The following is a 15,532-nucleotide window of genomic DNA, read 5'->3' on the forward strand; positions in this document are numbered from 1 at the left end:
AAGTTAGTAGGATATTACCTCTGATTCTAAGACTTTTTGAATGCGATTCTGAGTTTGTTCTAAATGGGCTAAGGTATAAGCATTCATTTTATTCCTACTCCGTTTTAAGGTAATTTCTAACTGATTATTTAGCTGTTTAAGCTGATACCAAGCTACGGTTTCCGCATCTTCAGGAATTGAGATTTTTCGCAATACCATCTTACTTAAAATGTCTAAATGTTCTCGTTGTAAAGAACGCCGAATACTAGAAATTTCAATCGTCCCATTCGGGGCTAAAATTTCCGTCCAGATGCCATTTTGCAGGGTTTCAAATAATTCGGGTAGGGTTAAAGCATTATTTGCCGTTGTTTTTAATTCTAACTCTCGCAATCGAAATAAGCGATTTGAAGCTAATACACCTCTTAAAATATAACTCTGAAACTCACTGATTTGACTAAAAATAGGATAACTCAAGTAACTATCCTGATCGGGATTTGCCCAGTCTGACCAACGGGCGGGGGCTAATTGGTTTAATAAATTAGGAGAAAAATCAAAGATCTGATCATTAAAAACATAGGTTTCTAAGAGTTTTAAAGCATGGCGTTGTTTTTCAATAGAAATCGGTTCAAAAGGTAAACGACTGCTGGCCTGTCCCCCCGGTATTCGAGTAAAAGATTGTCCCCCAATATAAAGCATTAAAGTTTCAGTTTGAAGGGTGTAATATTTAAAAATTGTGTTGAACATTCTCCGCATTTTATTAGACCCTTCTCCCGAACCTGGGGTATATTTTTCTAACCGTTTCCACATCTGAATAGCATTATCAAATTGCCATTGGGAATATTGCAACATATTATTACTTAAATCTGTTGTATTAGTTGCCGGATCAATGAAATCCCATAGGTCTTCATCGCTTCCATAGGCTAATTGTGGTTCAATTGATCGTTTAGCAATCTCCTGTAGTTTTTGCCATTCTCCCCGGGGCGTTGTACTAACTATGGGTTGATAACCATATTGAATTACCCATTGATCATAGGGCCCTATTTGGGTGGTAAAATAATCCCCCTGGATTGTTCCTTGGGGGGCTAAATTAACCGGAACATAATCCATAATTGAACTTACTAATCCCTGGGTTTGGGTAATTTCAGTATTATTTAATTCCTCTGGAGATAGGAAGGTACTCCCCTGAAAATTATGTCTTAATCCTAGGGTATGTCCGACTTCATGGGCAATTAATGACCGTAAATATTGCTGAGTATAAATTTCCATTTTCGGGCTATTAGGCATCACATTTCCTAAAAGAGATAAAGCCGTTTTTCCGATCGTTAATTGTTGATTTGCTGCCCGAAGAAAGCATGATTCATGGGTAGAATTAGCTCGAGATTTTTTATTTTGTTCGGATTGCTCAAGGACAGCATAGGCAGATAATCCCATGGGACATAGTTGATTAGCTGAAGGTAATGGAGAAGTATTAGAATTATTTTCTTCAAGTTTAATTGAATTATTTGTATCTAAAAATGAATCTATTTGATTCGGTAACTCTCTGATTACATTACTTTCTATAATAATATCTGCATCTAAAATTTCTCCGGTTAAAGGGTTAATATGGATAGGGCCATAACCAGCAAATTCAGTATCAAAGGAGGTAGACCAACGAATCGTATTATAACGAACATCTGCGGGGTTCCAAGGGGCATTGTCGGGCATTTGTTCCACTTGAATCCCATTGATAAATCCCAGTTTTTCAAAGGCTTGATTCCAAAATAAAATCCCCTCTCTAATGGCTTCTCTATAGTTTAAAGGAACAGTATTTTCAATCCAAAATTTAATCGGTTTCACTGGAGGAGAAAAATCAGCATTAGGGTCTTGTTTTTCCAAATTCCAGCGATTAATATAACGAACTGTCGCCGAGTTTTCATTCTGTTTGGATAAATTTCTATAGGTTGTTGTAAAATATCCAACTCGTTCATCAGCTAACCGAGGACGATAATTATTACCGTAGGGAACGGCTAATAAACTATAACGAACCTTTAAATTAAAGCTGCGGTTATCGGGTAAAGTAGAAATATATTGTTCATCGGCATACTGTCCTAAAGAAAATCCAAATACCGATTCAATTTCAACATTTTCTGGAAAGGTTTGAATTTCAGAAATATAGGATTTACTCGGATCAATCACATAATTAGTTTTTAAAACCGATGAAAATTTGAGCATTAACCCGGGTAAATCTCCTTCTCCATTGAATAAATCACCAATTTCAATTAATATATTTTTGCTTTGAGAATCAATACTTAAAATCGGTAAAACTTTTAAAACAGATTCACTTAAGGAACGATTTAAAGAAGCAATTTGAGGATCATTTTCCTCGGTACGAAAATTAATATTAGGAACAACAAATTGAATTTTATCCTGTAGATGACGGAATTGAAATAGAATATCTCTGAGATAATATCCACTAAAAATTCCCGATGTTCCAATCCCTGATTCTAAGGTAACAAAACATAGAAAATCTTGGTTTAACTGTTCCGGTCTTAATTCTAAATAAACCTTACCCGATTTATGATGATAGATAGTAAATAAACCTTCGGATTTTTGACTGTCTTTAATCAATTGCTCAAAGGAGGGTTGGGTAACTTCTTCTGTAACTACATCTTCTGGGAGTTCGGAGGGATAAACCTCCTGAGCTTCCACCTGAGATAATTGTAAAATCACGATTAAAAATGACATCAATCCCAAGAAAAAAAGACGTTTGATTTTTTTAATTTTAGTCATGATTTGCGATCTTATTTCTAAAAATATGGAAAATCAAGATATAGCAGTAGTCAAGAGAGTTAGGACATCAATCAGACCGTCAAACCTAATTATATTAAGACTTTCTGCCCATTGTCCATTGCCTCTTGCCTCTTGCTATAGCTGCCATGTTTCAAACGTTATCGCCAAAAACTAGGTTATAATTTTAAAACATGAAACAGCCCAATAAATCAGATCATAAAAATCAACCGTCTTGATTAATTTGAGTGATTAACTCCTGTAAAATTTCAGGAGCTTGAGTATTGTCAATTTGGCAAGTTCCGGCGTTTTCGTGACCCCCTCCCTCATACTTTAACATCAACTCACCAATATTGGTTTTAGAGGTTCGTTGGAAAATAGATTTACCCACAGCAAAGACTGTATTTTGTTGTTTAACTCCCCACAAAATATGAATAGAAATATTGCATTCGGGGAATAAAGCGTAAATCATAAACCGATTACCCGCATAGATCACTTCTTCAGAACGTAAATCCAAAATCACTAAGTTTTGATGAACTTGGGAACAGCGTTTCAGTTGTTCTTTAAAACGGTCTTCATGTTCAAAATAAATCTCCACCCGTTCTTTGACATCAGGAAGCTGTAAAATATCAGTAATCGGATGGTTTTTACAATAATCAATTAACTCCATCATTAGTTGATAATTAGAAATCCGAAAATCTCTAAATCTTCCTAATCCGGTTCGGGCATCCATCAGAAAGTTTAATAACACCCAACCTTCAGGATTTAAAACTTCTTCCTGATTAAATTGGGCGGAATCTGCTTTATCCACCGCTACCATCATTTCCTCAGAAATATTAGGAAATTTAGCCTTTCCTCCATAGTAATTATATAAAACCCTAGCGGCCGAAGCAGCATGGGGATCAATGATATAATTTTCATTAATAGAAGGATTGCGAAGGGTTTCACTAAAATGATGATCAAAGGCAAGATAAACCCCTTCAACATAGGGTAAATTTGTCGTAATATCCTGATTCGTAATTTCAATTTTGCCATCCTGCATATCTTTAGGATGAACAAATTTAATTTGATCAATCAGGTCTAAATCTTTTAACAGTACCGCACAGACTAAACCATCAAAATCACTGCGGGTGACTAATCTATATTTTTGAGTCATTGTTTTTTCCTTGAGATTGAATACTCTATTATACTTTTCTCCAGAGGATTAAGCATCATCATCCCCTCCACAAATCAAACCAGGAATTAGCCCATTGAAACCTCAACCCGCCCCATCGCCAGAATTCATACCCTGAGCTTGAATAGCGGTAATGGCAACAGTATTCACAATATCGGTAATCGTACAGCCGCGACTTAAATCATTCACGGGTTTATTTAAGCCTTGTAAAACCGGGCCAATGGCAACGGCATTCGCAGACCTTTGTACGGCTTTATAAGTATTATTTCCGGTGTTTAAATCGGGGAAAATAAATACTGTTGCGTGTCCAGCTACTTCGCTTCCTGGTAGTTTAGTTTGAGCTACCCCTTCATCAACGGCCGCATCATATTGGATAGGGCCTTCTATTTTTAAATCGGGCCGTAATTGACGGGCAATTATGGTAGCCTCTCGAACTTTATCCACATCTTTTCCCTGTCCTGATTCTCCAGTAGAATAGGATAACATTGCCACTAAAGGTTCTACTCCAAATTGTTCGGCGGTTAAAGCGGAAGTAATGGCAATATCGGCTAATTGTTGCGGGTTGGGATTGGGATTGACTGCACAATCTCCATAGACTAAAACCCGATCTTCTAAACACATAAAAAACACACTAGAAACAATCGAACATCCCGGTTGAGTTTTAATAAATTCCAAGGCTGGACGAATGGTATGTCCGGTGGTATGAACGGCCCCGGAAACCATGCCATCGGCCATACCTTTATAGACCATCATCGTGCCAAAATAACTTAAATCGTGCATCACATCTAGGGCACAATCTTCCGTAATTCCCTTATGTTGTCGCAATTGATAATAGGTTTGAGCATAGTCTTCATGCCAAGGAGAGATCATGGGATTAACAATATTAACTCCTTCTAATTTTAATCCCAGTGATGTTGCTTTTTCTCGAATTTCTTGGGGATTTCCTAATAAAGTAATATCCACAATTCCCCGTCTTAATAAAATTTCAGTGGCTTTTAAAATCCGTTCTTCTATGCCTTCGGGTAAAACAATATGTTGACGTTGTTTCTTTGCCCGGGCGACCAGTTCGTACTCGAACATAATCGGAGTAATCCGGGAAGAATGGGATAAAGCAATCCGTTTTTCAATTTTAGAGCTATCAATATGGTTTTCAAATAGTCCTAAAGCTGAGGCAATTTTTCGTTCATTATCGGGGGTAATTTTTGAGTGAATATGGTTGATTATAGTTGCGGTATTATAGGTATCGCTTTCTACCGTAAACATCGGCACTGTCCATTTTTTAAACCCTTGAATTAGTTTTTGCAGAGAGGGTGGCAATTCAAACCCCCCAGTTAAAATAATTCCGGCAATATTGGGGTAAGTTTCTGAAAAAGCCGACGCTAAACACGCTAAAATAATATCAGCCCGATCGCCTGGGGTAACAATTAAACAACCTTCCCGAATATGATAAAGAAAATTAGGAACGTGCATCGCTGCCACTTTAAACGATAACACTTCCTGTTTTAATTGTTCGGGATCGCCATGGACAAATTTAGCGTCAAGGGCGGCAATAATTTCCCCGACGGTGGGTTTAGAAAGAGCCTCTATTTCTGGTAAAATAAAGACGGGATCATCATAAGACCAAATCTCTGCTAATTCCTGGGAAACGGATGGAAATTGTTCGGGAGAAATCCGATTAACCATGGTTGCTACCAGGGTTAAATCCCTTTCTATAAAGGCTTTCCGTTCACTTTTGACACTACTAATCACATCTTCTTGACTTTTTCCCTGTCCATTCGCGACTAATAAAATTGGGGCATCGAGTTGATTAGCAATTTCCGCATTAAAATTAAACTCAAAGGCGGAAATAATATCAGTGAAATCCGTGCCTTCACAGACAATAAAATCACATTTTTCTTCTAAAGTCTTATATTTCTCAATAATCCGTTTCAGGATTTCTTCAAACTGTCCCTCGGCAATTAAAGTCCGGGTTTCTTCATGGGTTACGCCATAATAATCTTGATAGGGAAACTCCAAATGATAGCGACTCCGAATCAGTTCAATATCATTATCCAGTTGAGTTCCTGCCTGAATTATCGGCCGGAAAAATCCTAACCGTCGGATGCGTTTCGAGAGTAATTCCATGATTCCTAACAGAATTAAGGATTTACCGCTATCGGGTTCAATGCTAGTAATATATAAGTTGCTAATCATAAATAAAAAAGGCAATAGACACTCTTGCAGTCATTGTAGGCTGATTTGCTAACTAGACTGTTGCAGTCGTAGCAATTTTGCTGTTTTTTTAAAATTGTTACATTTATTAACAACTTAGGGACATCCAGAACCCACCCAAATGGGATAATTAACAATTGGTCTTTACTAAAAATATTTTTACCCGGTTTCTTATGTCTTCAGAATCTCATAAAAATGCCTTAAATCTGGTTCAACGTCCCCGTCGTCTGCGTCGCACCGATGCCCTACGGCGCATGGTCACGGAAACCCAGCTTACCGTCAATGACTTAATTTATCCTCTATTTATCATGGAGGGGGAAAATCAAAAGGTTGAGGTTTCTTCTATGCCTGGAAGTTACCGCTATACCTTGGATTTACTGTTAAAAGAAGTTAATGAAGCCTGGGAGTTAGGTATCCCCGCGATCGCTTTATTTCCCTTGGTTACAGAAGAAAAAAAAGATAATGCCGGAACGGAAAGTTATAATCCAGATGGTTTAATTCAGCGTACGGTCAGAGCGATTAAACAGGCAATTCCTGATATTATGATCATCACGGATATTGCCCTTGATCCTTTTTCAAGTAAGGGACATGATGGGATTGTCAGCGATGATGGGGAAATTCTCAATGATCAAACCGTCGCAGTTTTAGTTAAACAGGCGATTTCCCATGCCCAGGCGGGCGCTGATATTGTCGCCCCTTCGGATATGATGGATGGTCGAATTGGGGCCATTCGTCAGGGGTTAGATGAGGCGGGATATACTCAGGTGGCGATTTTGGCCTATACCGCTAAGTATGCCTCGGCTTATTATGGCCCTTTTCGGGATGCCTTGGATTCGGCCCCGAAATTTGGGGATAAGAAAACCTATCAAATGAACCCCGCTAACTCCCGAGAAGCCCTGACAGAATTGGCTTTAGATGAAGCTGAAGGCGCTGATATTGTCATGGTTAAACCCGCTTTAGCCTATTTAGATATTATTCATCTGTTGCGTTCGTCAACGGATTTACCCGTGGCGGCCTATAACGTCAGTGGGGAATATGCCATGATTAAGGCGGCTGGACAAATGGGTTGGATTGATGAGAAAAAAGTGATGTTAGAAACCCTCACCAGTATTAAACGGGCCGGGGCGGATTTAATTCTTACCTATTTTGCCAAGGAAGTGGCTCTAATTTTGCGCCCTTAAGTAGTCAACTTAACCCGGAAATAAATTTCGGGTTAAAAAAGATCAATCTTGAGTCATCTTTAGATGACTTTAGCTATTAGCCCGAACTTTAGTTCCGGGCTTTTGGCGTTAAGTTGACACAAATGCCTATTCCCCATTCCCAATTCGTAATTCGTAATTCGTAATTTTCTATTTTCTTACCCAACCATTCACCGTAAATCGACTATCTTTAAACTGTTTAGACGGACAATCAACGGGTAGAACTTCGTGCATTAAACCACTATAGAAAAAGACAATTCTATTATTCACAGGTTCAATAGCTTGAAAATTTTCTAATTTAGAATAGGCATACTGACCTTGCCATTGGGTATCATAAATTAATAATTCTCCTCCACTAAATGCCTTGGGTTCCTGATAGAAATAATAAACGTATGTTAACATTCGAGTTTCATCCCTAGCCGAACCATTATCATTATGAGTTCGGAAGTAATGACCGTGATTATGGGCCGTGAGTTGGGCATCAATATGGGTAATCGGAAACGGGGGAATCTCGAGTTTTTCTAAGGCTTTCCAGAACACCGCTTTGATTTTATTTAGAATGATATCCCCAAAATCTGGAGAATAATAGAGAACCAAAGAATCCCGATGTTCAGGATAGTCTGATGTGTTGGTGGCTGGGCCAGTTAATTGAAATTGCTGTTCTTGTTCTAAAGCATAATTCAGGAGTTTTTGATGGTCTTCTGGAGATAAAAAATTATCAATTTGCCAATATTTAACTTTAAAAATTTCCCCTTGGGGTTTAGCGGGAATTGCGGGAGTATGCGCTTTAATAAAAATTGGCGGTTCGGTAATTACTCCGACTAAAGAATTACTAGAAAACCATAGGGCTTGTTGCTGTCCATTCATCGGAATTTGAAACAGTTTGGGCGGTTCATCTTGATTTTTTTCGGTGGGATGAACCACGGCATTTAATAAATTTAAGAGTAAGGGAGAATTCGAGGCTAAAGTAATTTGATATTGATAACCTCCTAAAAGGAGTATGGTCACATTAATATCTTGAGGGGTTGCTGCTGTTGTTAAACTGTCCATATTTTATAACACAAAACAGAGAATAATAAACATTATTAAAGTAAAAATGTACCAGTATATCCATTAAATTGGCAATTAATTATAGCATACTTTGTTTGATTTACCTAAGTTAACTAAAACGGGAACTTGATTAACAGTGGAATTGTAAATTAAAGTAAAATTTAATCCTCAAGTTATATCCTATCAGGGATAATCTAAAGTGAGACATTTTTCAATAAAGGTAAAGTTGTATCTATGAGTCATCCCCTATCGCCCCAGTGCCAAAATTTACAACATCAGGTTGAAGGCTTAGTTAAACTCCTACATCAAGAACCCTCCCTGCGCCAACAAGACATTACTGCTGTTCATGCTTCTTTGAAGAAAGTCATTTCTCCCAAATTTGAAATTGTGTTTGCGGGGGCGTTTAGTGCCGGAAAATCCATGTTAATTAATGCCCTTTTAGAACGGGAATTATTATATAGTGCGGAGGGACACGCCACCGGAACTGAATGTTATATTGATTATGCAGAACTGGATCAAGAGCGAGTAGTTTTAACCTTTTTAAGTGAAGCCGAAATTCGCGAACAAGTCGCTACTTTATGTCAATTATTGGGGTTATCTTCTAACGTTAATATCAATCGAAATGATCTGATTGATGTATTAGTAGAAGGATGCGAAAGAATTATTCAGCAAGAAGGAGGAGTGAATAAATCCGAACGGGCAAAACAGGCCAAAGCTTTAGATTTATTGATCAAGGGATTTACGGAAAATCGCGATCGCATTCAAACCCTAAATAACGCCACCTATTCCATGGAACAGTTTAACTTTTCCAACCTCAAAGAAGCGGCGAGTTATGCCCGTCGGGGGAGTAATAGCGCGGTCTTAAAACGGATTGAATACTATTGCTACCATCCCCTATTAAAAGATGGAAATGTGATTATCGATACCCCGGGAATTGACGCTCCAGTGGAGAAAGATGCCCAATTAACCTATAACAAAATTGAGCATCCCGATACATCGGCGGTGGTCTGTGTTTTGAAACCCGCATCGGCGGGAGAAATGACGATTGAAGAAACGGAACTCCTAGAAAGAATTCGTCAAAATCCTAGTATCCGCGATCGCGTTTTTTATATCTTTAATCGGATTGATGAAACCTGGTATAATGCCCAACTGCGTCAACGGTTAGAGAACTTAATTTATTCTGACTTTCAAGATACCACCCGAGTCTATAAAACCAGTGGATTATTAGGGTTTTATGGCAGTCAAATTAAAGGCACAAGTGGACGAGATCGCTTTGGTTTAGATAGTATTTTTGCCGAAAGTATTAAAGGATTTGGAGGAGAAGAAGAAACCCCCCAATTTGTCTATGCTTTTAATAACTATTGCGGCAGTTCTCGCAAACTTCCCATCCAGTTTCGAGTCACAATTAATGGCTTTGAATCCCCGAATCAAAACTACACCCGAATTTTAGCCGATTGGGGACAACCGTTAATTGATCAGTTAATTAAAGATAGCGGAATCGAAGATTTTCGGGCTGCCATTACTTACTATTTAACAGAAGAAAAACGCCCCCAACTGTTTAAAAATTTAGCCGATGATTTAGAAGATATTTGTATCCCGCTACGCAAGTATTATGAATCAATTCAACGGGATTTAGACAGTCAACCCCGGGAAATTGAGGCAATGAAAGCCCAGGAATTACAACTGCTAAATCAACAATTGCAAGAAGCAGGGCAAGAATTTCGAGATCATATTTATGAAGAAATTAATCAGATTATTACTGGCAAATGTGATGGCTTTGAACAGGATTTCAAGCAATTACAATCTCGGATGGTGCGACGTTTAGATGAATTATTAGATGGTTTTTCGGTCAAAGAAGCCTATAGTCGAGCTACTTTCAATCATCCTCGGAATGCAACTGCACCGTTATTAGCGGTTTTAGTTGAAGCTTTGTATTATTTAGCTAATCAATTAGAGGATATTTTAGTGGAGGCTATTAAATCTGTGAATGCAGGTTTTTTCCGTCGTTTAGTTGAAAAAGTTCGCAAGACTGAATATTATCGCAAACTCAATCGTTTATTAGGGAATGATGGGGGGTTAGAAAAACGCTTAAAAGAGTTAGAAGCAGAAGTGAATCAAGCCTTAATTGCGATGGCTAAAACTGAATGCGATCGCTATGTCCGAGAAAGTCCTAAATTCTATGATGAAGGCACATTTTCGATTTATCAATTTCGCCAAACCCTATTACAAACCTCATCCAGTTATGATTGTACCACGATAGTCGATGCTGAACCCGCTATCCGTCAATTATTGAAGTTAGATTTTGAACCTAAAGTCTCAAAATCTATTTATCAAAACTTCCGCCAAACGGTTAACCAAACCCTCAAAACCCATCTATTACCGATGACAGAACTTCAAGCGGATGAGATTATGCAACAGTATAGTCAAGCGCGGGTTTATTTGGAAAAAACATTAGAGCAGGAAGCGGAGGAGAAAATTAAAAATAATGCCCAATCCAATGCGGAAGTGAATCGAAAGATTAAGGAATATAATCAATTTGTTTCGGAAATTAATAGTTGTTTACAGTCGATGCAACTGTTTGAACACTTATTACCGACTATTGCTGATTCTGGTGTTGTTGATGAACCTTTGGATTTCTAATTAGACTCTAAAAACCCCGGTTTATTTGAGAAGCTGGGGTTTTGGCTACACCGATTTATAATAATTTTAATATTGACAAAATATTGTTATAACTCTAAAATAAATATATTAATATTTTATGAGGCTATTGTTAGATATGAGTGATGTAGTTGATTCAAAAAACTGTGAAAATTATGAAGTTTTGTTATTTGGAAATCATACTTGTCTTGTTGAAAGACTGAAACAAAATCTTGAGTCTGCTTTGAAAGACAATATACAGTCTATTATAACCTCAGTTGCTGGTCAACAATCTAGTGATATATTTCATATAATTGTAGGTGGTAAGTATTGCAATCAAGAATGGTTTGAAGAAGGAAAAGAGTGTCAACTTTTAAAGTTAGGTGCAAAGGAATGGCAACCCGGAACCCTTAAAATGAAAGTTACTCTTGAATTCTGTCCAGAAGAACCTGAAGAAGATCAAGTTGATGAGGAAGAAGAAATCGACGAAATGGTAAAATCCTTAGATGATATTCGTCAAAAATTAAACCAAGAAAATAATAGTTAAATAAAGCCATAGGCAATAGTTTTTATAAATAGATAGAATAATGACTATTGCTGTATATTTTAATAGTCAAAAAATCAATCCTTATTCCCTGGACTTTTGAAAATAGCCATGAACAACATAGAAAAAATTTACACTTTGCATTTTGCCATTGATGATCTAATAAACGAAATTTGCAGCAGTATTAATAATCGCGAAAATTCCCAAAAAGTGAATGGCGATGAACTGTTTAATAAATTCTGGACTAAAGCCAAAAATCAATATTCTGATTTAAACTATGATCTGGTTTGTGAAATGGGCGCAACTAATACTAAGGCAGAAAATGAGTTTGGGAGAATTGCATCAGCGATCTATAATTCTTTAGGGAAATTAGAAAGCGATCGGAATTTACAATTGATTTATTACCTATGGTTTGCCCTGAATTTTGCTTTGGTTGAATATTCTTTTACCTGTCCCACCGCTAACAGTCGTAACCTATATTCCGAGATGGAAAATAGATTAAAATTGGGTTCTGAAAAATATTTGTCATTGTCTCAATCTAATCTTGAAGATTGGCAGAATCTTGATTTGATGATTAAATCAAAATTGGGGGAGTTTTAAAGGAGGCTGTTAGGAAATAAGTTGTGGTAGTGGCAATTCATGAATTGCCACTACCACAAAGATTAAATTGCAAAAAATATTACAACTTAAATTGCTGTATAATTAAGGAATGGAAAAATTGTTAGATGATGGTAAAACCATGAATAAAACCCCCAGAATTTTTATCCCTCCAGAAGTCAGAACCTATGTATTTGGACGGGACAATTATCAGTGTAAAAGTTGTGGCAAAAGAGAAAATGAAGCCCAACTAACTATTGATCATATTATTCCCTTAGCCAAAGGCGGATCTAACGATATTAGTAATTTACAAACCCTGTGTTTTCAGTGTAATCGAAAAAAGAAAGCCGATCTTGATCCCCGTTTTAAACGGAACTTCACAAATTGAAGATTGATCCCAAAAATGATAAAATAGTAGATGCAGACTGCCCAAGTGGTGATTTGAACTTGTAAAAATGATAAATCCGCTTAGAAAAAAACTGCACTACTTAGTGGATCAAATCTCCGAAGAAGACTTAGGAAAAGCATGGAAATCCCTGCAAACCCTAATTTATGATACCTATATGCTCAAAGCCATTCAAGAAGCTAAGGAAAATCTCAGACCAGGGGATTCCTTAACCTATGATGAAGCCTTACAAATGCTGCATTTTGAGTATAATCGATCAACAACTACCCATCCAGAACATCCGACCTATCGTCCCATGCCCAAAGTGAATGAGTAAATAAATAACCCTGTTGTGACTCTCGATGTTCGCTATGGTCGTTCTTTTGTCCATGACCTGATGAACTTAGAAGCATCAGCTTATTCTAGGGTCTATCATTTTGTGTTTGTCGAATTTAAAGAGGTTAAAAACCTCAAAGATTTACCCGAACTTAAAGCTTTAGGTTCCAGTGCTATTTTTTATCGATTTACTTTAGAAAATCATTTAATCGGAATTGAAGTCACCGGTCAAATTGTTAAATTTGTCCGTATTTTGCCCAAACCCCATCTATGAGAGTAGGGGGATTCTTGATTCAAGGGTATGCACCCATTTCTTTGATAAGATGGGTAACACCTGATCTGTTCATCTGGGAGTAGAGAATCGCATGAGTCGGGGAGATGGTCGAAAGCTGAAACTCATGGTCGTCGATGACGAACCAGACAACTTAGATTTGTTGTTTCGGACATTTCGCCGGGACTTCCAAGTGTTCAAGGCCGACAGCGCCCTCAAAGCTCTGCAAATTCTCGACGACGAGGGTGAAATGGCTGTGATTATTTCCGATCAACGAATGCCAGAAATGAACGGAACCGAATTTCTCGGTAAAACCGTCGAACGTTTTCCAGACACCATTCGGATTCTGTTAACCGGATATACAGATGTCGAAGACCTGGTGGAAGCGATTAACTCTGGCCAAGTTTTCAAATACATCACCAAACCTTGGAATCCCGAAGAACTCAAGTCTGTAATTCAACAGGCTTCGGAAACATACAAATTCTTTAAACAAAGGACAAACACCCTGCGGCGCGCCCTGCGGCGGGAATCTCTCTATAACGATGTCGTCAGCGCCCTGCGAGAGTCCCTAGACTATTCCAGTATGCTCCAGACCATTGTTCGCACTCTGGGAGAAACCTTTAATGCCACGGGCTGCTGTATTCGCTCTGTCGAAGGGGGGAAACTGTCCGTTCAAACTTTTTCCTACGGGGGAGAAACAGAGAATGTTCAAACTTGGTTATCTCAACTAGAAACCCCCATGCAAGGGGTCTTACAAAGTCGAGAAACTCAAATTCAAGAGGGCGAAAATAACCCCAACCCAGTCAGTCAAATCATTTTGCCCCTGACCTATCAACATGATTTACTGGCGGTTTTAGCCATTTATCAAGAAAACAGTCCCTCTCCTTGGTCAGAGGATGATATTCAACTGTTGGAAACGGTTTCCGAACAAGCCTCTTTAGCGCTGTCCCAGGCCAAACTCTATCAACGCACGTTAGAGTTAGCCGAACAGATGCAAAATGAACTCAAAGTCGCCAGCCAAATTCAAAATAATCTCCTGCGCCAAAGTTGGCCAGAGTTTGAAACCCTGCGGGTACAAGCCTGTTGTCATCCAGCCCGGGAGGTAGGGGGAGATTTCTTTGAAGTCTTTATGCACCCCCAAGGAGATATTTGGGTGGCTTTGGGGGATGTATCGGGTAAAGGAGTTCCGGCCGCCCTATTTATGGCTAGTGCTATTTCCGTCATGCGTCGGGAGCTTTCCGTGGAAACTTCCCCAGAACCCGATCAAGTCATGCAAAATCTGAATAGCATTTTATCCGATGATTTAGTCAGTAATAATCACTTTATTACGATGGTTGTGGCTCGTTACACGCCCTCTACGGGATATTTAGCCTATGCCAATGCCGGACATATTTATCCGTTGGTTTGGTCAAGGCTGGAGAGTAACCTGGGAGAAAATCACCCCCATCCATCTGTTCCCGTCGAACCGTTGTTTCTCAAGACCCGTGGGATTCCTTTAGGAATTCTTCCCGTCTGGCGAGGCAAAGGAGACAGTCTCACCCTCAACCCCGGTGATATCTTTTTAGTAACCAGTGATGGGATTACTGAAGCTACAGTGGTGCAAGAAACAACCGATGGCAGTCCCGCTATTCGTTCAATGCTGCAACAGGAGGGACTTTGGAAGTTACTCCAACAGCAGGAAAAACTAAATTTAGATGGCTTATTAGCCGCTATCCGAGAACATAATCCCGTTCAGGAAGATGATCAGACTATACTCTCTCTGGAGGTTTTGTTGACCGATGAAAACTGAGCTTCAAGTGCCCAGCGATATTAGGTTTTTAACCATCGTTGAAAACTGGTTATTGAGCAGTTTGGAAGTCGAGCTAGGAGATCATGTGGATTGGCCCCGGCAGTCAAATCGGTTTCGCCTTGTCCTTGCAGAAGCTTACTCCAACGTCATCCGTCATGCTCACCGCGATAAACCCCATCTTCCTGTGATGGTTCGTTTAGAATTAGAAGAACGAGATATTTCCTTAGAAATTTGGGATCACGGTACTGGTTATGAAATCGATAACTATAATCCGCCTAAACCAGAAGATAAACAAGAAAATGGTTACGGTTGGTTAATTATGAATCGATTAATGGATCGGGTGGATTATTCTTTACAAATTGAAGGCGGCAATTGTTTGAAATTACAAGCCAGTTTACCCGATAAAACCCCCAAAGCATAGGCGCTTATTCAATAGAAACAGGAGACAGAAGGAATGTTAAATTTTCTCCTTCTGTATCCCAATTAGTTTTTTTAAATAAATATTATAGGACTTACGCATAATACCCAATTATACACCATCTGTAGGGGCGAACGGCCGTTCGCCCCTACTAGATATGGTTGTTTTGCGTAAGT

Annotated in this window: 13 protein-coding genes; 9 read left to right on the top strand and 4 right to left on the bottom strand. The window is 38.6% G+C overall.

The window, feature by feature from the left end:
* Nucleotides 1-3: 3 nt before the first annotated feature.
* The 3 genes from PL9631_RS20100 to pta all read right to left on the bottom strand — a co-directional run bounded on the left by PL9631_RS20100 (nt 4) and on the right by pta (nt 6,112).
* Nucleotides 4-2,748 carry a zinc-dependent metalloprotease gene (locus PL9631_RS20100; RefSeq protein ID WP_083623115.1) on the bottom strand — a complete coding sequence of 915 codons (2,745 nt, stop codon included), beginning with the start codon at nt 2,746-2,748 and terminating at the stop codon, nt 4-6.
* Nucleotides 2,749-2,971: 223 nt separating this feature from the next.
* Nucleotides 2,972-3,901 (bottom strand): exopolyphosphatase, encoded by a 930-nt coding sequence (locus PL9631_RS20105; RefSeq protein WP_083623116.1) that lies wholly within the window; start codon nt 3,899-3,901, stop codon nt 2,972-2,974.
* A gap of 102 nt (nt 3,902-4,003) precedes the next feature.
* Nucleotides 4,004-6,112 carry a phosphate acetyltransferase gene (gene pta / locus PL9631_RS20110; RefSeq protein WP_083623118.1) on the bottom strand — a complete coding sequence of 703 codons (2,109 nt, stop codon included), beginning with the start codon at nt 6,110-6,112 and terminating at the stop codon, nt 4,004-4,006.
* A gap of 191 nt (nt 6,113-6,303) precedes the next feature.
* Between pta and hemB the strand changes: the two genes are divergently transcribed.
* Complete coding sequence (gene hemB, locus PL9631_RS20115) at nt 6,304-7,311, top strand: porphobilinogen synthase (RefSeq protein ID WP_083623138.1); 1,008 nt, start codon at nt 6,304-6,306, stop codon at nt 7,309-7,311.
* 168 nt (nt 7,312-7,479) lie between these two features.
* Here the strand turns inward: hemB and PL9631_RS20120 are convergent, their stop codons facing one another.
* Nucleotides 7,480-8,379: a 2OG-Fe(II) oxygenase gene (locus PL9631_RS20120; RefSeq protein WP_083623120.1), complete on the bottom strand. Its 900-nt coding sequence runs from the start codon at nt 8,377-8,379 to the stop codon at nt 7,480-7,482.
* 234 nt (nt 8,380-8,613) lie between these two features.
* On the opposite strand from PL9631_RS20120, the gene PL9631_RS20125 reads away from it, so the two are divergent.
* The 8 genes from PL9631_RS20125 (at nt 8,614) to PL9631_RS20160 (ending at nt 15,359) form a co-directional block, all read left to right on the top strand.
* Nucleotides 8,614-11,019: a dynamin-like GTPase family protein gene (locus tag PL9631_RS20125; RefSeq protein ID WP_083623122.1), complete on the top strand. Its 2,406-nt coding sequence runs from the start codon at nt 8,614-8,616 to the stop codon at nt 11,017-11,019.
* Nucleotides 11,020-11,155: 136 nt separating this feature from the next.
* The gene (locus tag PL9631_RS20130) at nt 11,156-11,563 is read left to right on the top strand and encodes a KGK domain-containing protein (protein ID WP_156090645.1); all 408 of its coding nucleotides are present in this window, start codon (nt 11,156-11,158) and stop codon (nt 11,561-11,563) included.
* Between the two features lie 108 nt (nt 11,564-11,671).
* Nucleotides 11,672-12,160, top strand: a complete 489-nt coding sequence (locus PL9631_RS20135) for a hypothetical protein (RefSeq protein WP_083623126.1) — start codon at nt 11,672-11,674, stop codon at nt 12,158-12,160.
* A 139-nt stretch (nt 12,161-12,299) separates the two neighbouring features.
* On the top strand, nt 12,300-12,545 hold the full coding sequence (locus tag PL9631_RS20140) for an HNH endonuclease (RefSeq protein ID WP_083623140.1): 246 nt from the start codon (nt 12,300-12,302) through the stop codon (nt 12,543-12,545).
* A 67-nt stretch (nt 12,546-12,612) separates the two neighbouring features.
* A complete protein-coding gene (locus PL9631_RS20145) occupies nt 12,613-12,879 on the top strand; it encodes a hypothetical protein (protein WP_083623128.1) in 267 nt (88 codons plus the stop codon).
* 15 nt (nt 12,880-12,894) lie between these two features.
* Nucleotides 12,895-13,152, top strand: a complete 258-nt coding sequence (locus PL9631_RS20150) for a cytotoxic translational repressor of toxin-antitoxin stability system (RefSeq protein ID WP_083623131.1) — start codon at nt 12,895-12,897, stop codon at nt 13,150-13,152.
* Between the two features lie 91 nt (nt 13,153-13,243).
* The gene (locus tag PL9631_RS20155; protein WP_083623133.1) at nt 13,244-14,938 is read left to right on the top strand and encodes a SpoIIE family protein phosphatase; all 1,695 of its coding nucleotides are present in this window, start codon (nt 13,244-13,246) and stop codon (nt 14,936-14,938) included.
* Entirely contained in the window at nt 14,928-15,359 is a 432-nt protein-coding gene (locus PL9631_RS20160) for an ATP-binding protein (RefSeq protein ID WP_083623135.1), read from the top strand. Before PL9631_RS20155 ends, PL9631_RS20160 begins: the two co-directional genes overlap by 11 nt.
* The last annotated feature ends 173 nt before the right edge of the window (nt 15,360-15,532 follow it).

Origin of the sequence: Planktothrix paucivesiculata PCC 9631, from assembly GCF_900009265.2 — a bacterium.
GTDB classification, from domain to species: Bacteria; Cyanobacteriota; Cyanobacteriia; order Cyanobacteriales; family Microcoleaceae; genus Planktothrix; species Planktothrix paucivesiculata.